The 16,167-nt window shown below is 69.0% G+C and carries 18 protein-coding genes; 4 read left to right on the top strand and 14 right to left on the bottom strand.

Features of this window, described 5'->3' with window-relative positions:
* Positions 1-30 precede the first annotated feature (30 nt).
* Positions 31-1,335, top strand: a complete 1,305-nt coding sequence (lplT, locus tag AC3RCE_RS01600) for a lysophospholipid transporter LplT (RefSeq protein ID WP_218296625.1) — start codon at positions 31-33, stop codon at positions 1,333-1,335.
* A 63-nt stretch (positions 1,336-1,398) separates the two neighbouring features.
* Here the strand turns inward: lplT and AC3RCE_RS01595 are convergent, their stop codons facing one another.
* Positions 1,399-2,673 carry an ankyrin repeat domain-containing protein gene (locus tag AC3RCE_RS01595; protein WP_492254375.1) on the bottom strand — a complete coding sequence of 425 codons (1,275 nt, stop codon included), beginning with the start codon at positions 2,671-2,673 and terminating at the stop codon, positions 1,399-1,401.
* A gap of 383 nt (positions 2,674-3,056) precedes the next feature.
* Here AC3RCE_RS01595 and AC3RCE_RS01590 point away from each other — a divergent pair, with 383 nt between their 5' ends.
* Together AC3RCE_RS01590 and AC3RCE_RS01585 are read left to right on the top strand one after the other, a co-directional pair.
* Entirely contained in the window at positions 3,057-3,953 is an 897-nt protein-coding gene (locus AC3RCE_RS01590; protein WP_492254374.1) for a DMT family transporter, read from the top strand.
* 74 nt (positions 3,954-4,027) lie between these two features.
* Positions 4,028-4,516: a glutathione peroxidase gene (locus tag AC3RCE_RS01585; protein WP_218296623.1), complete on the top strand. Its 489-nt coding sequence runs from the start codon at positions 4,028-4,030 to the stop codon at positions 4,514-4,516.
* An 8-nt stretch (positions 4,517-4,524) separates the two neighbouring features.
* On the opposite strand, the gene AC3RCE_RS01580 is transcribed toward AC3RCE_RS01585, so the two are convergent.
* Positions 4,525-5,022 carry a GNAT family N-acetyltransferase gene (locus AC3RCE_RS01580; protein WP_218296728.1) on the bottom strand — a complete coding sequence of 166 codons (498 nt, stop codon included), beginning with the start codon at positions 5,020-5,022 and terminating at the stop codon, positions 4,525-4,527.
* Complete coding sequence (locus AC3RCE_RS01575; RefSeq protein ID WP_492254373.1) at positions 4,983-5,276, bottom strand: hypothetical protein; 294 nt, start codon at positions 5,274-5,276, stop codon at positions 4,983-4,985. The genes AC3RCE_RS01580 and AC3RCE_RS01575 overlap by 40 nt, the downstream gene beginning before the upstream one ends.
* A gap of 404 nt (positions 5,277-5,680) precedes the next feature.
* Here AC3RCE_RS01575 and AC3RCE_RS01570 point away from each other — a divergent pair, with 404 nt between their 5' ends.
* A complete protein-coding gene (locus AC3RCE_RS01570) occupies positions 5,681-6,160 on the top strand; it encodes a VOC family protein (RefSeq protein ID WP_218296622.1) in 480 nt (159 codons plus the stop codon).
* Between the two features lie 38 nt (positions 6,161-6,198).
* On the opposite strand, the gene AC3RCE_RS01565 is transcribed toward AC3RCE_RS01570, so the two are convergent.
* The 11 genes from AC3RCE_RS01565 to AC3RCE_RS01515 all read right to left on the bottom strand — a co-directional run bounded on the left by AC3RCE_RS01565 (position 6,199) and on the right by AC3RCE_RS01515 (position 16,117).
* The gene (locus tag AC3RCE_RS01565; RefSeq protein WP_218296621.1) at positions 6,199-6,933 is read right to left on the bottom strand and encodes a helix-turn-helix transcriptional regulator; all 735 of its coding nucleotides are present in this window, start codon (positions 6,931-6,933) and stop codon (positions 6,199-6,201) included.
* Positions 6,934-7,085: 152 nt separating this feature from the next.
* The gene (locus AC3RCE_RS01560) at positions 7,086-7,565 is read right to left on the bottom strand and encodes a GyrI-like domain-containing protein (protein ID WP_218296620.1); all 480 of its coding nucleotides are present in this window, start codon (positions 7,563-7,565) and stop codon (positions 7,086-7,088) included.
* Between the two features lie 179 nt (positions 7,566-7,744).
* A complete protein-coding gene (locus tag AC3RCE_RS01555) occupies positions 7,745-8,035 on the bottom strand; it encodes a DUF2798 domain-containing protein (protein WP_218339154.1) in 291 nt (96 codons plus the stop codon).
* 171 nt (positions 8,036-8,206) lie between these two features.
* The gene (locus AC3RCE_RS01550; protein WP_492254372.1) at positions 8,207-8,878 is read right to left on the bottom strand and encodes an alpha/beta fold hydrolase; all 672 of its coding nucleotides are present in this window, start codon (positions 8,876-8,878) and stop codon (positions 8,207-8,209) included.
* A gap of 16 nt (positions 8,879-8,894) precedes the next feature.
* Complete coding sequence (locus AC3RCE_RS01545) at positions 8,895-9,806, bottom strand: ProQ/FINO family protein (RefSeq protein ID WP_492254371.1); 912 nt, start codon at positions 9,804-9,806, stop codon at positions 8,895-8,897.
* Positions 9,807-9,894: 88 nt separating this feature from the next.
* Positions 9,895-11,145, bottom strand: coding sequence for a glycolate oxidase subunit GlcF (glcF, locus tag AC3RCE_RS01540; protein WP_492254370.1), 1,251 nt, complete (start codon positions 11,143-11,145; stop codon positions 9,895-9,897).
* Positions 11,146-11,189: 44 nt separating this feature from the next.
* The gene (locus AC3RCE_RS01535) at positions 11,190-11,987 is read right to left on the bottom strand and encodes a YoaK family protein (protein ID WP_492254369.1); all 798 of its coding nucleotides are present in this window, start codon (positions 11,985-11,987) and stop codon (positions 11,190-11,192) included.
* Between the two features lie 24 nt (positions 11,988-12,011).
* On the bottom strand, positions 12,012-13,148 hold the full coding sequence (gene glcE / locus AC3RCE_RS01530; RefSeq protein WP_492244747.1) for a glycolate oxidase subunit GlcE: 1,137 nt from the start codon (positions 13,146-13,148) through the stop codon (positions 12,012-12,014).
* A gap of 276 nt (positions 13,149-13,424) precedes the next feature.
* Positions 13,425-14,963, bottom strand: a complete 1,539-nt coding sequence (gene amt, locus AC3RCE_RS01525; protein WP_492244748.1) for an ammonium transporter — start codon at positions 14,961-14,963, stop codon at positions 13,425-13,427.
* 36 nt (positions 14,964-14,999) lie between these two features.
* Positions 15,000-15,338: a P-II family nitrogen regulator gene (gene glnK / locus AC3RCE_RS01520; protein WP_010466918.1), complete on the bottom strand. Its 339-nt coding sequence runs from the start codon at positions 15,336-15,338 to the stop codon at positions 15,000-15,002.
* Between the two features lie 47 nt (positions 15,339-15,385).
* Positions 15,386-16,117 carry a TorF family putative porin gene (locus AC3RCE_RS01515; RefSeq protein ID WP_492254368.1) on the bottom strand — a complete coding sequence of 244 codons (732 nt, stop codon included), beginning with the start codon at positions 16,115-16,117 and terminating at the stop codon, positions 15,386-15,388.
* Positions 16,118-16,167: the final 50 nt, after the last annotated feature.

Below are 16,167 nucleotides of genomic sequence, written 5' to 3'. Positions count from 1 at the left end.
AGCCGAACTGATGCAGCCACCAGCCATTCGATGAAGCGCGGTTTCTACACCATCATGTCGGCGCAGTTTTTCAGCTCGCTGGCCGACAATGCACTTTTCGTGGCCGCCGTGGAGCTTTTGCGCACAGAAGGCGCTCCCGAGTGGCAGCGCGCCGCCCTGGTGCCCATGTTCGCGCTGTTCTATGTGGTGCTGGCGCCCTTCGTCGGCGCCTTTGCCGACGCCCTGCCCAAGGGCAAGGTCATGTTCGTCAGCAACGCCATCAAGGTGGTGGGCTGCCTGATGATGCTGTTCGGTTCGCACCCGCTTATCGCCTATGCGGTGGTGGGTCTGGGCGCCGCGGCCTACTCGCCCGCCAAATACGGCATCCTCACGGAACTCCTTCCCGCCTCGCAATTGGTCAAGGCCAATGGCTGGATCGAGGGACTCACCATCGCGTCCATCATCCTGGGCGTGCTGTTCGGCGGGCAGCTCGTGGGGCAGCACCTGTCGGGCATGCTGCTGGGCTTCGACCTGCCGATGATCGACACGGGTGTGGACACCCCCGCCGAGTCCGCCATCGCCGCGCTGATCGCGGTGTATGCGCTGGCGGCCTGGTTCAACACCCGCATCCCGCACACCGGCGTGGAAATGCGCCCCCTGCGCGCCGACCCCGCGCGCAGCGTGTTCTCCAACGCGCTGGCCCTGCTGCCGGACTTCTGGGCCTGCAACGGCCGCCTGTGGCGCGACAAGCTCGGCCAGATCTCGCTGGCCACCACCACCCTGTTCTGGGGCGCGGGCGGCAACCTCAAGTTCATCGTGCTGGCCTGGGCCGCCGTGGCGCTGGGCTACAACACCACGCAGGCCTCGGCACTCACCGGGGTGGTGGCCATCGGCACCGCCGTGGGCGCGGTGGTGGCCTCGATGCGCATGCGCCTGGACATGGCCACCCGGGTGATCCCGCTGGGCATCGCCATGGGGCTGCTGCTGATCCTGATGGTGTTCATCAGCAACATCTGGCTCGCGATCCCTTTCCTCATCCTGCTGGGCGGCCTGGGCGGCTACCTGGTGGTGCCCATGAACGCGCTGCTGCAGCACCGGGGCCACAACCTCATGGGCGCGGGCCGCTCGATCGCCGTGCAGAACTTCAACGAGCAGGCCTGCATCCTGGGCCTGGGCGCGTTCTACAGCCTGTCGCTCAAGCTGGGCCTGTCGGTGTTTGGCGCGATCATCACCTTCGGCCTCGTGGTGGCGGCCATCATGTGGATCATCCGCCGCTGGCACCAGCGCAACTGCATCAACCACCGCGACGAAGTGAACCACCTGCTGCACATTGCGCGGCACGATACGCACCACTGAGTTGCCCCCTGTGCGCGCGCCCGGCGACTTGGTATTCATGCCGCCCCGTGCGTCTCGGCCCCGCTAGTTGAGAGCCAAATCGGCCGGGGTCCGGCCCGCAGCATTCCTGGCCTGGGCATCTGCTCCATGCTGGCGCAATATCTCGATCACCTGGGGGTTTTCATCACGGGCGAACCAGCATTGCATTCCGTTCCCCCCCAGCCACGTCTGCCCGCTGCAATAATGCAGTGCCGTGTTGTGATAGCTGTCCAGGGCATGTACATAGGCGCCCGCTTGGAGCAGGTACCGCGCCACAGCGATATCGTCCGTGAGCGCGGCGGCCATCAAGGGCGTGCCCTCGCGGCCCACGCGCCCCTCCATCACCCAGATGGGCTCCGACGCCCTGGTGTTCACGTCGCAGCCGAAGGCCTCTACAAGATGGCGGACCATGCCCATTTTGGCGGGCTCGTAGCTCGCTGCGGCGCAAGCGCGGACCAGCAAGTCTCCAGCCGCCCAAGGTGCATTGTTCTCGGCGATTCTTTTGAAAACCGCCAGGGACAGGCTTTCCACCGCTCCTTCGAAGGCTCCGGAGTTGACCCGGGCACCGCGCGACAAAAGTTGGTCGACGAATTCAACGTTCCCGGACTGGGTGGCGAACCCAAGTGCGTCGCAGCCATTCTTGTCGCAAGCGGCCAGGTCGGGATTGCGGCGCAAGACGGTTTCAAGGTTGTGCGCATGGATGTCGCACTCTTCTGCGGCTTCAGCGCCCGCATCCTCGTCGTCGTCGGCCGTTGCGTCGGCATAGCGGTGCAATGCCCAACGGTAGCTCTCAGATGCCGCCAGCAAAGGGGTATTGCGGCTCTCGTCGGTAAATTCGAGGCCTCCCTCCAGATCGACGATGGCATCGAGTTCGGAATCGGTGATCTTGCGCCGCCTCATTTCGTCAAAGAAGCCCTCCGCCGCTTCGCTCACGTTGCTGGGCGTGTCTCCACCATATTCGCCATCGCCGGCTCCGCCCCATCGCACGATCTCCACCTCACCGGTTTCCCATTGCGTGGAAATCTCTGAGCCTGATTCCACGAACTTCTCGAGGAAGGGCCAGATATCGTGAGACATGTCGTTCTTGCCGCCCGCAAATCCGATGCGCACAACGTCCCACCCGTCCATTTCGCACTCCATGTGCAGCAGCTCCAGCGCTCTGGCAAGGAAAGGGGTCTGGCCGAACTCCTGCGCATCCACGATGTAGCCCGACACCGCCGGGTGCGAAATACACCCGCTCTGCAAGCTCTTCAACGCGGCAGCCTGATTGCCCTCATTGATCCTTACGGTCGTGGCCATGACCGAAGAGTTCATTCCCATGGGTGTTCGTCCTGAATATCGTTATTGTCAAAGCTCAAGCGGAAACCGCCTCAACCCCGCTGGTCCGGCACGGTGCACCAGAGACGGCCGTTGTCACGCAATGGTGATGATAGATAGCTTTCGCAGCGTGCTATGGACAAGTTGTCAGGCCGCTCGCTGCGCAACGCGACCCCGCGCAATGTCCTCGAATCCCTTCGGCGCCCCCGCGGCCCTCGGCGCGACGGTGGCCCGCCACGCTGGGCCGCTGCGCTGACGTTCTCCACGGAGGCCTAAATCTGCCCTGCACCATGACGGCGCCTGCCGCTGGAGGTGCTCCGAGGGCTGCGGACCGCTTGGCTTAGACTGCTGACTCGCGAAATTCCTCCTCCCGTCACAGGGTGTCAATGCAATCTCCCCTGCCCTTTGCCGCCCTGCTGTTCAACGCCTTCGTCTGGGGCTTGGCGTGGTGGCCGTTCCAGCACATGCACCAGGCGGGGCTGCATCCGCTGTGGGCCACGGCCTGCATGTACGCCGTGGTGCTGCTCGCGCTCATGGCCTGGCGCCCGGGCATCCTGCGGCAGGTGCGCGAACATCCGCAGTTGTGGCTGCTGGCGCTGGCCTCGGGGCTGAACAACGTGGCCTTCAACTGGGCCGTGACCATCGGCGACGTGGTGCGCGTGATCCTGCTGTTCTATCTCATGCCTGCCTGGGCCGTGCTGCTGGCCTGGCGGATCCTGGGCGAACGCCCCACGCCCGCCGCGCTGCTGCGCCTGGCCCTGGCCTTCGCCGGCGTGGTGCTGGTGCTGCTGCCCGAGGGCGCGCCCGCCGCCCGGCTGCTGCAGAACCTCAGCCTGGCCGACGCGCTGGCCCTGCTGGGCGGTTTCATGTTCGCGCTCACCAACGTCACCCTGCGCCGCCTGCACGCCGTGCCCGGGCCGGCGCGCATGGCCACCATGTTCGGCGGCTGCATGCTCATGGCGCTGGCCGTGGCTGGCCTCGGGCTGCAGGTGGGCGTGGTCGAGCCCTTCCCCGCCCCCAACAGCACCTGGGTCGTCACCGGCCTGCTGCTGGCCGGCGTGCTGATGCTGGGCAACTGGGCGCTGCAGTTCGGCGCCGCGCGCCTGGCGGCCGGCACCACGGCGCTGGTGATGCTGTCGGAGGTGATGTTCGCCAGCGTGTCTTCCGCGCTGCTGGGCGCCTCGGCCTTGAACACGCGCACCGTGCTGGGCGGGGCGATGATCCTGCTGGCGTCCCTGCTCGCCGCGCTGCAGTTCCGCAGGGCAGGCCCCAGCACCCCCTGAACCGCCAGGGCGAAAAGCAGAAAAGGGGCGCAACCCCTACCATGCACAGTCTTCCACCTTCAGGAGCATGCGCCATGCCCGACAGCATCTACGACTTTGAAGCACAGCAGATGAACGGCCAGACCGTGCCCTTGTCGCAATACAAGGACAAAGTGCTGCTCATCGTGAACACCGCCAGCGCCTGCGGCTTCACGCCCCAGTTCGGGGGCCTGGAAGAGCTGCACAAGCAGTACGGCGGCCAGGGCCTGGTGGTGCTGGGCTTTCCCTGCAACCAGTTCGGCAGCCAGGACCCGGGCAGCAACGACGAGATCGCGAGCTTCTGCCAGCTCAACTACGGCGTGAGCTTTCCGATGATGGCCAAGATCGATGTGAACGGTGCCAACGCGTCGCCCCTGTACCAGTGGCTCGCCGCTGAAGCGCCCGGCCTGCTGGGCAGCAAGGCGATCAAATGGAATTTCACCAAGTTCCTGGTTGGCAAGGACGGCCGCGTGATCCGCCGCTATGCGCCGCAGGACGCGCCCAAGAAGCTGGCGGGCGACATCGAGGCGGCCCTCGCGGCCTGAGGCCGCGCTCAGCCTGCTGCCGCTGCCGCCGCAGGCGCCCAGCGGCACAGCACCCGCTCGCGGCCCGTGGCCGGATGGGTATCGACCGGCCCCTCCACCAGGCCATGGCGCGCATAGAAGCGGCGCGCGCCGTGGTTGCCCGTGGCCACGTGCAGGGTCCAGCCGCCCGGGCACAGGCGGATCACCTGCTGCAGCATTTCGGCCCCCACGCCCCGGCCCTGGCATGCGGGGTCCACGAACAGCTGGTGCAGATGCGCGCCGCCCACGTCCAGCACCAGGAACGCCGTGACCTCCGGCCCCACCGCACGCACCAGCACCGCACACGGCGGACCGAATTCCGCGCGCACCCGCGCCTCCCAGTGGCCGGGCGGAGCCACGGGCCTCACCGAGGGGTTGGCGGAACGCCAGGCCCTGCGCCACACGCGGGCCAGGCCGGCGTGGCTGTCGGCATCGGTCGCCGGCCGGATCACGGGCTGGACGCCAGGGGCATGGGAGCGGGGCTGCATGCTGGCATTGTCTTCGGAACGCGCCCGCGCCCGCCCGGCAACCCGAACAGCGGCCGCAGCCACGCCACACGCCGCACCACCGTCCCGGCCACCAGGACCCGCGGCTCCACCACCGGCCCCAGTCGCGCGGGCGCCAGCGCCCCGCAGCCTCCTTCATGCACCACGGCGTGCCCGGGTGCCACGAGGGCGGCGCCCAGGTACCGCGCATTGCCGGCCTGGTCGGCCGCCAGGGAGGCCGTGGCGCCGGTGGGCACGACGGGTTCGCGGCCGCCATGCGCCCCAGGCGCGGCAGCGGATCTTGCGCGACGGCGACGGCGCCGGCCCGGATTATCCTGGGGGCCCGGAATCCTTGATCGAGCGTCCCGAAACCGCATGCAAATCCCGGTGCGTAGCAATTCGTTGCACTATGGTGCCAGGACCGCCGCACCCCAGGCCCGCGGCCCTGGCGCCCCATGCGAGGGCCGTCTTCCAGGCCGGGCATCTGTAGCTCAAAGTCCCATCAGCGCTTATCGAATCTGCGCAAATAGCTATTTTTTTAATAGCATCAAGAAGCCGCCGCACCACCAATGCCCCGCCACCCAAGGCCCCTCGCGCGCATTGCAGCCTGCCGCCAGATGTGAGAGGCTACTGCGCTGTCCCGCCCCCAAGGAGCACCAAGATGGTCAGCAAGAACACGGTATGTCTGTGGTACGACGGCACCGCGCTGGATGCCGCGAAGTTCTACGCCGAGACGTTTCCGGACAGCGCCGTGGGCGCGGTCCACCGGGCGCCCGGGGACTTTCCCTCGGGCCGGCAGGGCGACGTCCTGACGGTCGAGTTCACGGTGATGGGCATCCCCTGCCTGGGCCTGAACGGAGGCCCCGCCTTCCGGCACAGCGAGGCTTTCTCGTTCCAGGTGGCGACCGACGACCAGGCCGAAACCGATCGTCTGTGGAATGCGATTGTCGGAAATGGCGGCCAGGAAAGCGCCTGCGGCTGGTGCAAGGACCGCTGGGGCCTGTCGTGGCAGATCACGCCCCGGGCCCTGACGGCCGCGGTCACCGGTCCCGACAAGGCGGCGGCCGCGCGCGCGTTCGAAGCCATGATGGGGATGAAAAAAATCGACATCGCCACGATCGAGGCGGCCCGGCGCGGCTGATGCCTGGCGGGCCGGCGCGGCCCAGGGCCCAAAGGCCCTCAGGCCGTCAGCCCGGGCGTCGGCGCGGGCGGCCATTCGGGCGGCCGCGAGGCCATCTCCGCCTCCACCTTGCGCAGCATGTCGGCCAGCGTCTTGCCGGGCTCCTGGCGAAACTGCTCCTCCAGCACCACGAGGTCCACGATGCGGTCGATGCGAAAGCCTCGGAAATCGTTGCGCAGCTCGCACCAGGCCGACAGCGTCCAGACCTTGCCCCAGTAGAAGCACCCCAGCGGCCGCAGGCGGCGCAGGCTGGGGCGGCCGTGCACGTCGGCGTAGTCGATCTGCACCACGTGGCGGCTGTGCACCGCCTCGCGCAGGGCCTGCAGGGTGGCCTGCGCCCGGGGGTCCAGCCCCACGGACGGCGCATACAGCGCCTGCGCCTCGGCCGCCGCGCGCGCGGCCGGCGGCAGCACCGACAGGATCTTGCCCAGGGCCCCTTCCACCTCGCGCGCGAGCCCCGCGTCCAGCCAGGCCTGCGCCAGCCGCGCGGCCGCCACCAGCGCGTTGGCCTCGCCCTGGCTGAACATCAGCGGCGGCAGCTCGAAGCCGGCGCCCAGCCGGTAGCCCACGCCGGCCTCGCCCTCAATGGGCACGCCCTGGTGCTGCAGGTCCGCCACGTCGCGGTAGATGGTGCGCGGAGACACCTCGAGCCGCTCGGCCAGGAACGCCGCCGTGGACAGGCGCCGCCCCCGGATGAGCTGGACGATCTGGAAAAGGCGGTCAGCGCGGCGCATGGATGAAAGGGGACATCTTGTGGGTATTCCTGGCTTGCACCGCTCATGCCATCAGCGCGGGAAGCTATTGAACATATAGCATCATGCACCAACGCCAAGGCGCTGCGCGTGGCGGCTGGGCGGGGTGCGCCGCCATCGGCAGGCCGGCGGCGCTACGGCTTCACGCCGACGTGGATGGCCACGCTGTCCGGGCCCTCGTAGGCCTCGAAATCGGTGCCGAAACGGCGCTGCACCTGCGGGTTCTCGGCGAAGTAGCGCCAGATGCGGACCCAGGTGTCGATCACCATCTGGGGCATGTCGCCGTGGCCGGTGAAGACGAGGTAGTCGCCCGCCTGGATGTCCACGCGGGCGGCTCCGGGCACCGCCTGGGCCAGTTCCGGGTCGGCCGTGGCCACGCCGGCGGTCACGTCGAAGGCGCCGTGTTCGTTGGATTCGTAGCCGCTGTAGACGCCGAAGATGCGGCCATCGCTGTCGCGGCCAGGCAACTTGCGCTCCCAGCTCTGGCTGAAGAAGCGGTCCCACAGGCCCCCGAGGCGCGCGATGGCGGGGTTCATCTCGTCGCTGTTGCGCGTGCGGACGGCAATGCCGGCCACGCTGAAGGCGGGAATCTGGACGGTGGTGGGTGTGGTCATGGGCAGGTCCTCTCTTGTCTGTGAAGGGGATCGATGGATCGATCGGTGGTGTGCAGCTGCGAGGACCGATGGTGCGGACCCGCTGCTGACAGCCTGATGTCAGTAGCGTGCGCAACGCGCTGGGGGCCGGGCGGCAGGCTGCTGACACACCGTGTCAGCAGCCTGTGCCCCGGGGGGCCTCAGCCCTGCGGCTCCACGATGGCGGCCGTCACCCGGCGCACCACGGGCAGCACCAGCAGCAGCGTGGGGAAGGCGACGAGCCAGGACAGTGCCCAGGAGCTCATCCACAGGCGGGGAAGATCCAGCGAGAAGCCCACCACGCGCACGGTGCTGATCAGGGACACGATGAAGGTCATGAGCAGCGACAGCAGCAGGGGCATGACCCAGGCCGCGGACCGCGCGGGCAGCTTGCGCAGGCCCCAGGAGGTCCTGGGGGAAGGCGGTGGGGTGGGCGACGAAGAGTGGTTCATTGCAGTTCCAGAAAGCAGCCGGTCAGACAAGGTGCCGCCCCCGCCCGCCCACGCGGCGCGGGCCGCGCCGGGACAGGAAAGGGGCCACCACCCCGGCAAGGCCGGCGTTGGTTGGCACGTTGATTGACGTAAACGCTTACGGCAACCCATGAACCGGGCCGCAGCGGGATTCTAGGCGTTCTGCGAAGCGCCCTGTCCGGCATCCCCTGAGGCGCCGCCCCGCAGATGGCGGTGGATGTGCCCGGCCACGGCCCCGGCGTGCGTGCGGGCCAGGTCGTGGGCACCGCCTGGCAGCACGTGCATGCGCGCGCCCGGCAGCAGGCCGCACAGGCGCCGCCCCACGGCCACGGGGCTGATGGGGTCCCTGTCGCCCCACAGCAAAAGGGCGGGCGCGCGCACCGACGCCAGCCGGGCCGACAGGTCCCACCGCGCCTGGGCCATCCACGGCGGAAACGCGGGGTTGGCGCGCAGGAAATCGGGCCGCCAGTCGTGGGGATGCAGGTCGTCCATGGGCACGCCGCCCGACGTGGCCACGAGCACCAGGTGGGTCAGGTGGTCGGGCCGCTCGAGGGCGGCGAGCAGGGCCACCACGCCGCCCAGGGACTGCGCGACCAGCGCGCAGGGCCGGTCCATGTGCGGCGTGACCGCATCGACCAGATCCTGCATGCCACCGGCCGCGTCCGGCGCCAGCCCCGCGCCGGCTCCGGCTCCTGCATCGCGCCAGGGCCAGCCCAGCAGCACGCGCGCGGCGGGCAGCGGCATGGCCGACGAGACCGGTTGCCAGAACGCGGGGTCGCCCCCCACGCCGGGCAGGAAGATCAGCCTGGAAGGTGCCGCCGGCACGGGCGAGCCTCTCGCGTCAGGCGTCTTGCGGGGCCGGTGCGATGGCGGCCACGGCCGCGGCCGCCGCGGCCTGCACCCGCGCGGCGGCGAGGCGGCGAGCGCGCTCGAGCTGCTGGCCCACGGTGCGGGGCACCAGGCCGTACATGTCGGCAAAGGCCTCCAGTGTCTGGCCGCTGGCCTCGAACGCGCGCAGCAGGGCCTCGTCCTTGGCGTTGCGCGCCGACCATTCGGCAAAGGCCTCTTCGAGGATGGCGTTGGCGGCTTCGTCGCGGCCCTGCACCAGCTCGGTGTAGGCCTCGCGCGTGAGCCCCGAGGCCTCGAACGCGGCCATCATGCGGTTGCGCAGCTTGGGCAGCAGGTCCTCGGTGGCACGGGCCTTCTTGCGGCGGTAGACCTCCAGCAGCGCATGGTGCACGTGCTCGGGGGCCATGCCCTCCACGGGCTGGCCCGAGAGGTCATGGCGCCGGTCGCCCGCCGCCACGCTTTGCAGGTAGCGCGTGGAGCGGGTGTGGATGCCCAGCGCCACCTTGAGCGCCTCGCGCTCGAACACCTCGGGGTGCGCGGCCAGCAGGTCCTGGAAGATGCCGCGCTTGAGCGGGCGGAACACCGCGCCGAACAGGTGCGGGTAGAGCCCCGCCAGCTGCTCCAGCGCGGGGTGCACACGCTGCGGCGCGCGCGCGCCCGCAGGTGCGGGGGCAGAGGCCTCGGCGCCGCCCTCTGGCGCCGGGCGCCCTTCGGGCTTGCGGCGGTTGCGGCCGCCACGGCGTGATCCGCCCGCGCGCTGCTGGGGTGCCCCGGCAGCGTCGGCGGCGGCGGACGCCCCGGGAGCGGCGGCAGCCGCCTCGGCCGGTGCGGCCGAAACAGGCGCCGCCAGCGGTGTGGCAGGGGCTGCGCTCGGTTGTTCTTGTGCGGGCACGGAGTCGGTCATGGCGGTGCGAATGGGTGAGGGAGAGGGCAACAAAACCCTCAATCATGCCAGCGTTGGAGAAAAGCCCGCCAGCGGCGGCATCCCCTTGTCAGGCCAGGGCTTCGTCCAGCACCTCGATCCAGTGGCGCACCGGCGTGCCGGTGCCGCTTTGCAAATGGGTGATGCAGCCGATGTTGGCCGACAGGATCACGTCCGGGGGCTGGTCGCCGAACGCCTCGCCGAGCACGCCGAGCTTGCGGTCGCGCAGCTGGTACGCCAGGTCCGGGTTGAGCACCGAATACGTGCCCGCCGAGCCGCAGCACAGGTGGGCCTCGTTGCGCGCCGCGCGCAGCCGGAACCCCAGGCGCGCAAGCTGCGTTTCCACCCCGCCGCGCAGCTTCTGGCCGTGCTGCAGCGTGCACGGCGGATGGTAGGCGTACAGCACGTCGGCGGCGGGCTGGGCGCGGCCCGCCAGCTTGTCGGCCAGCTCGGGCAGCAGGGCCGGCAGCAGCTCCGACAGGTCGCGCGTGAGCGCGCTGATGCGTTCGGCCCTGGCGGCGTACTGCGCGTCGTCCTTGAGGATGTGGCCGTATTCCTTGACGGTGACGCCGCAGCCCGAGGCGTTCATGACGATGGCTTCCACCCCGCCCTGCTCCACCAGCGGCCACCAGGCGTCGATGTTGGCGCGCATCTCTGCCTTGCCGCCGTCCTGGTCGTTGAGGTGGAACTTGACGCCGCCGCAGCAGCCCGCCTTGGGCGCGACCACGGTCTGGATGCCCACCGCGTCGAGCACGCGGGCGGTGGCGGTGTTGATGTTGGGCATCATGGCCGGCTGCACGCAGCCCGCCAGCAAAAGCACCTTGCGCGCGTGTTCGCGCACGGGCCATGCGCCGGCATTTTGGGGCGCAGGCACCTTGGCCTTGAGGGATGCGGGCAGCAGGCCGCGCACCAGTTGCCCTGCCTTCATGGCGGGGGCGAACAGGGGCGAAGGCAGGCCCTCCTTCAGCGCCCAGCGCAAGGCCTTCTCGCCCACCGGGCGGGCGACTTTCTCATCGACGATCTTGCGGCCGATATCGACCAGATGACCATATTGCACGCCGCTCGGGCAGGTGCTTTCGCAGTTGCGGCAGGTCAGGCACCGGTCCAGGTGCATCTGGGTCTTGCGCGTGGGCTCGGCGCCCTCGAGCACCTGCTTGATGAGGTAGATGCGGCCGCGCGGGCCGTCGAGCTCGTCGCCCAGCAGCTGGTAGGTGGGGCAGGTGGCGGTGCAGAAGCCGCAGTGCACGCATTTGCGCAGGATGGCCTCGGCCTCCAGGCCATCGGCGCGGGCGCGGTATTCAGGGGCGAGTTGGGTTTGCATGGAGCATGCCTGGACAGGGGAAGGTAAAACAGGGCCGGAAACGCTCAGAGCGCGGGCGGCGGAGTGAGCGGCGGCTCCAGGGGCAGCGCCTTGCGCGAGGGGTGGCGCAGGCGCGCGCGGTCGGCCCACAAGGGGGGCAGCGACAGCCCCAGCAGCACCAGCGCCAGCGGCACCACGAACACGAAGCCCACGTGCTTGAAGCCCGCGGCCCCGGCAACGCCTCCCACGAGGAACATCGCCACGAGCCCCGCGAACAGCCGCAGCCGGGCCTGGTTGGCGCGCACCTGGGATTCCGGCGCGGTGCCGGTGCGGTTCCAGTAGAGCATCTTGCCCAGCTCGATGCCCAGGTCGGTCACCACGCCGGTCATGTGCGTGGTGCGGATCTGGGACGAGGACATCTTGGTCACCGTGGCGTTCTGCAGGCCCATGATGAACGACAGCAGCAGCACCGTGGTGGGCACGGCGAACGGCGTGCGCCAGTTGAGCGTGATGGCGCCCACCAGGCCGAACACCAGCATGAGCACCGCCACCACCAGCAGCGGCAGCGCATAGCTGCTGTGCAGCTTGCGCTGGCGCGCCCAGTTGACCATGACGGCCGTGGTGGCCGCGCCGCTGACGAAGGCCAGCAACGCCCCCACCGCGCCCAGCACCAGGGCCATGTTGCCCAGCACGAGGTTGTCGGCCAGCATCGAGACAAAGCCGGTCATGTGCGAGGTGTACAGGTGCACCACCAGGAACCCCCCGGCATTGACCGCGCCCGCATTGAAGGCCAGCAGCAGGCCCAGCACGCGGTTGCTCGCCACCGTGCGGTGGTGTCCGGTGAGATGGCGCAGGCGTCGCATGGGTGCCGCAGGCTGGCGCGTGGCTTACCAGGCGCGGGCCATGCGCCCGGGGTTGAAGATGCCCGCGGGGTCGAAGCTGTGCTTGAGGCGCGCGTGGATCTGCTCCAGCGCACTGGATTTCAAGCCAAACTGGCCGCTACCGCTTGATGCACCTGCGCTGGAAGCTATGAAAACAGAAGCACTTCCACCCACCGCGCGTGCGGCTTCGCGCAGGGCATCGCCCGCCGCTTCCGGCGCCTGCACCCAGCGCAGGGCGCCGTGCCATTCAATGAGCGGCTGGGCCGCCGCAGGCAGTTGGAGCACGGGGGCCGTGGGCGGCAGGGACAGGCGCCACAGCGCGTGGCCGGGGCGCTGGGCGCGGTCGCTGAACCAGGGCAGGGTCTGTTCGCGGCAGGCGGCCCAATCGGCAGCCACGGCGGCGCTGTCGTCCATGCGCACGCCACCCATGGTCTTGCACGCGGCCTCGACGGCGGCCACGGCCCCGCGCAGGCGCACGTAGAGGGTGCCCGTGCCCGTGTCCTGCACCCAGCAGCTCGCGTTGAGCGGCAGGGGCTGGCCGCCCCAGGCGTGCAGCTTGCGCAAGGCATCGGCCTGGTTGCATTCGAAGCGCAGCGTGGCCTCGGCCGGGGCCACCGGCAGCACCTTGAGGCTGACCTCGGTGAGCAGGCCCAGCGTGCCCCAGGCGCCGGCCATGAGGCGCGACACGTCATAGCCCGCCACGTTCTTCATCACCTGCCCACCAAAGCTCAGCAGCTCGGCCCGGCCGTTGAGCAGCGTGACCCCCAGCACATAGTCGCGCACCGCGCCCACGCTGGCGCGGGCCGGCCCCGACAGGCCGGCCGCCACCATGCCGCCCACGGTGGCGGCATCCGGCGGGGTCTTGGCGAAGTGCGGGGGCTCGAAGGGCAGGCACTGGCCCTGTTCGGCCAGCGTGGCCTCCAGCTCGGCCAGCGGGGTGCCCGCGCGCACGGTGACGACCAGTTCGCTGGGCTCGTAGCTCACGATGCCGCGCAGCACGCGGGTGTCGAGCACCTCGCCATGCAGCGCCAGGCCATGGAAGTCCTTGGTGCCCCCGCCCCGGATGCGCAAGGGGGTCTGGTCGGCGGCGGCGGTGCGCACACGGTCGGCGATCTGGGCAAGGGCGAGGTCCATGCCTTGCATCGTAGCTCCAGCGATGTCCGGCGCCACGCGGAGAGCGCGTGAATTTTTTGAACAGCGCGCGTGCAAATGGCTCGGGACCGCCGGGAGGGATGTCTGCGGACGTGTGCTCTGGGCGTGCATGCCAGAACAGAATGCAGACAAGCGAGTCCCCCGCCCGGTACGAAAAAAACCCGCCGTTGCCGGCGGGTTCAACAACCAAAGGAGCGACTCGCTTGTTCTTGTTGCGACGCCACGGTGCCACCAGACACCGCGGCGCGTCGGGCGCACCGGCCTGCTTCAGCGGTTGTACGCTGTTTCGCCGTGCGAGGTGATGTCCAGGCCTTCGCGTTCGTCTTCTTCCGAGACACGCAGGCCCACCGTCAGGTCGACGATCTTGTAGGCCACGAAGGAGACCACGCCCGACCACACGATGGTCAGCAGCACGGCCTTGGTCTGGGTCCACACCTGGGCGGCGATGGAGTAGTCGGCGGAGGTCACCATGGTGGCGGTCACCCAGTCGGCCACGTAGCCGGGGCCACCCAGGCCAGGCGCATTGAACACGCCGGTCAGCAGGGCACCCACGATGCCGCCGATGCCGTGCACGCCGAACACGTCGAGCGAGTCGTCCGCGCCCAGCAGCTTCTTGAGGCCGTTCACACCCCACAGGCAGGCGAAGCCGCCCACGAGGCCGATCACCAGCGCACCGCCGATGCCGACGTTGCCGGCAGCGGGCGTGATGGCCACGAGGCCGGCCACGGCACCCGACGCGGCACCCAGCATCGACGCCTTGCCGCGCATCAGCGCTTCACCGATGGACCATGCCAGCACGGCGGCGGCGGTGGCCACCAGCGTGTTGATGAAGGCCAGGGCGGCAAAGCCGTTGGCTTCCAGGGCGGAGCCGGCGTTGAAGCCGAACCAGCCCACCCACAGCAGCGAGGCACCGACCATGGTCAGCGTCAGGCTGTGAGGCGCCATGGCTTCCTTGCCGTAGCCGATGCGCTTGCCCACCATGAACGCGCCCACCAGGCCCGCCACGGCGGCGTTGATGTGCACCACGGTACCGCCGGCGAAGTCCAGCGCGCCCCACTGCCAGATCTGGCCGGCCTTGCCGGTCATGGCGTCGGCCACTTCCTTGGAGGCGTATGCGTCAGGGCCCATCCAGAACCACACCATGTGGGCGATCGGCAGGTAGCTGAAGGTGAACCACAGCACCATGAACATCATGACGGCGCTGAACTTGATGCGCTCTGCGAACGCACCGACGATCAGGGCGCAGGTGATGCCGGCGAACGTGGCCTGGAAGGCGGCGAACACCACTTCCGGAATCACGACACCCTTGCTGAAGGTGGCGGCGTTGGCGAACGTGCCGGCGGCGTTGTCCCAGATGCCCTTCATGAACAGCCGGTCGAAGCCGCCGATGAAGGCGCCGCCCTCGGTGAAGGCCAGGCTGTAGCCGTAGATGAACCACAGCACCACGATCAGCGAGAACGTGACCATCACCTGCATCAGCACGGACAGCATGTTCTTGCTGCGCACCAGGCCGCCGTAGAACAGCGCCAGGCCGGGCAGGACCATCAGGATCACGAGGATGGTGGAGGTCATCATCCAGGCGGTGTCGCCCTTGTTGGGGACCGGAGCGGGGGCTTCGGCGGCGGCGGCCGGTGCAGCGGCGGCCGCGGGAGCAGGGGCAGCCGCAGGGGCTTCAGCGGCGGGAGCGGCCGCCGCAGCGGGCGCGGCGGCGGCCGGCTCGGAGGCGGCGGGCGCCTGGGCCAGGGACAGGTTGCCCATGGTCAGCAGGCCCAGCCCCAGAATGAAGGAAGCAAGCAGTTTTTTCATGGCGTTTCTCTTCTTGGGTGTGATGCGGCCGGGCCCTTACAGGGCTTCCTTGCCGGTTTCGCCAGTGCGGATGCGCACCACCTGCTCCAGGTGGGTCACGAAGATCTTGCCGTCGCCGATCTTGCCGGTGCGCGCGGCGCTTTCGATGGACTCGATCACGCGGTCCACCAGGTCATCCGCCACGGCGGCTTCGATCTTGACCTTGGGCAGGAAGTCGACCACGTACTCCGCGCCGCGGTACAGCTCGGTGTGGCCCTTCTGGCGGCCGAAGCCCTTGACCTCGGTCACCGTGATGCCTTGCACGCCGATGTCCGAGAGTGCTTCACGCACCTCGTCGAGCTTGAAGGGCTTGATGATGGCTGTCACCATTTTCATTTTGGTTCCTCCGACGATGGGCGCACCCGGCGCCCATCGAGACTTGCTTACAGGGTTTTGGTGAGCGTGACGATCACGCGCGACTTGTTGACGTGGCCGAAGAAGGCCTTCTTGTTGGCGCCCACCACGGCGGCGCCCAGCGACAGGCCGCTGCCGAAGTCATACGCGCCGCCCACGCTGTAGTCCATGTAGTTGGGCACGCCCAGGTCCTTGATGTCGCTGGCGAAGCGGGTGAAGCCCACCGAGGCCTTCAGGGTGACGCTGGGAGCCACTTCCTGGGCGAACGCCAGGTTCATGTAGCCGGTGTTGCGGCCCTTCAGGCCGGAGCCGGACTTGGCGCCGGCCCAGCCGAAGTAGTCCTTGGAGATGGTGTGCGAATACTTGGCGGTGAAGGGGCCCATGGTGGCCGCGCCATACAGCTCGGTGGTGTTGCCGTTGGCATTGCCGGGGTAGATGTAGGTCAGCGCGCCCAGGTCCAGGTCGGCGCCGCCGGCCTTGAACTTGTAGCCGCCGTACAGGTCGGCTTCGAGCGAGTTGTTGGCCAGCCAGTCCACGCTGGAATTCCAGTTACCCACGTACCAGCCGGATTCGCCGAAGGCATAGTCAAAACCGCCTTGCAGCGCGGGCTTGAGGGCCTTGGCCTTGGAGGCGTCCTGGTCCTGGCCACGGAACTTGTAGTTGGTGGTCAGGCTGACGTTGCCGGTGAGCTGGGCGCTGGCCAGCAGGGGAAGGGATGCTGCAAGGGCAACGCCCAGGGTCTTGATGATGGCGCGGGTCATGTTTCCTCCGGTTGGACAAAGTAGGGACGAGCGCTTTAAGCACGGACCGT

The organism is Acidovorax sp. GW823-FHT05D11 (genome assembly GCF_058795695.1).
This window is presented reverse-complemented; position numbering and strand designations above follow the sequence as displayed.

What these genes read in the sequence shown, in the direction of transcription:
- lplT (WP_218296625.1), top strand. Translation starts at nt 31, where the DNA reads ATGAAGCGCGGTTTCTACACCATCATGTCGGCGCAGTTTTTCAGCTCG.
- AC3RCE_RS01595 (WP_492254375.1), bottom strand. Translation starts at nt 2,673, where the DNA reads ATGGGAATGAACTCTTCGGTCATGGCCACGACCGTAAGGATCAATGAG.
- AC3RCE_RS01590 (WP_492254374.1), top strand. Translation starts at nt 3,057, where the DNA reads ATGCAATCTCCCCTGCCCTTTGCCGCCCTGCTGTTCAACGCCTTCGTC.
- AC3RCE_RS01585 (WP_218296623.1), top strand. Translation starts at nt 4,028, where the DNA reads ATGCCCGACAGCATCTACGACTTTGAAGCACAGCAGATGAACGGCCAG.
- AC3RCE_RS01580 (WP_218296728.1), bottom strand. Translation starts at nt 5,022, where the DNA reads ATGCAGCCCCGCTCCCATGCCCCTGGCGTCCAGCCCGTGATCCGGCCG.
- AC3RCE_RS01570 (WP_218296622.1), top strand. Translation starts at nt 5,681, where the DNA reads ATGGTCAGCAAGAACACGGTATGTCTGTGGTACGACGGCACCGCGCTG.
- AC3RCE_RS01565 (WP_218296621.1), bottom strand. Translation starts at nt 6,933, where the DNA reads ATGCGCCGCGCTGACCGCCTTTTCCAGATCGTCCAGCTCATCCGGGGG.
- AC3RCE_RS01560 (WP_218296620.1), bottom strand. Translation starts at nt 7,565, where the DNA reads ATGACCACACCCACCACCGTCCAGATTCCCGCCTTCAGCGTGGCCGGC.
- AC3RCE_RS01555 (WP_218339154.1), bottom strand. Translation starts at nt 8,035, where the DNA reads ATGAACCACTCTTCGTCGCCCACCCCACCGCCTTCCCCCAGGACCTCC.
- AC3RCE_RS01545 (WP_492254371.1), bottom strand. Translation starts at nt 9,806, where the DNA reads ATGACCGACTCCGTGCCCGCACAAGAACAACCGAGCGCAGCCCCTGCC.
- glcF (WP_492254370.1), bottom strand. Translation starts at nt 11,145, where the DNA reads ATGCAAACCCAACTCGCCCCTGAATACCGCGCCCGCGCCGATGGCCTG.
- AC3RCE_RS01535 (WP_492254369.1), bottom strand. Translation starts at nt 11,987, where the DNA reads ATGCGACGCCTGCGCCATCTCACCGGACACCACCGCACGGTGGCGAGC.
- glcE (WP_492244747.1), bottom strand. Translation starts at nt 13,148, where the DNA reads ATGCAAGGCATGGACCTCGCCCTTGCCCAGATCGCCGACCGTGTGCGC.
- amt (WP_492244748.1), bottom strand. Translation starts at nt 14,963, where the DNA reads ATGAAAAAACTGCTTGCTTCCTTCATTCTGGGGCTGGGCCTGCTGACC.
- glnK (WP_010466918.1), bottom strand. Translation starts at nt 15,338, where the DNA reads ATGAAAATGGTGACAGCCATCATCAAGCCCTTCAAGCTCGACGAGGTG.
- AC3RCE_RS01515 (WP_492254368.1), bottom strand. Translation starts at nt 16,117, where the DNA reads ATGACCCGCGCCATCATCAAGACCCTGGGCGTTGCCCTTGCAGCATCC.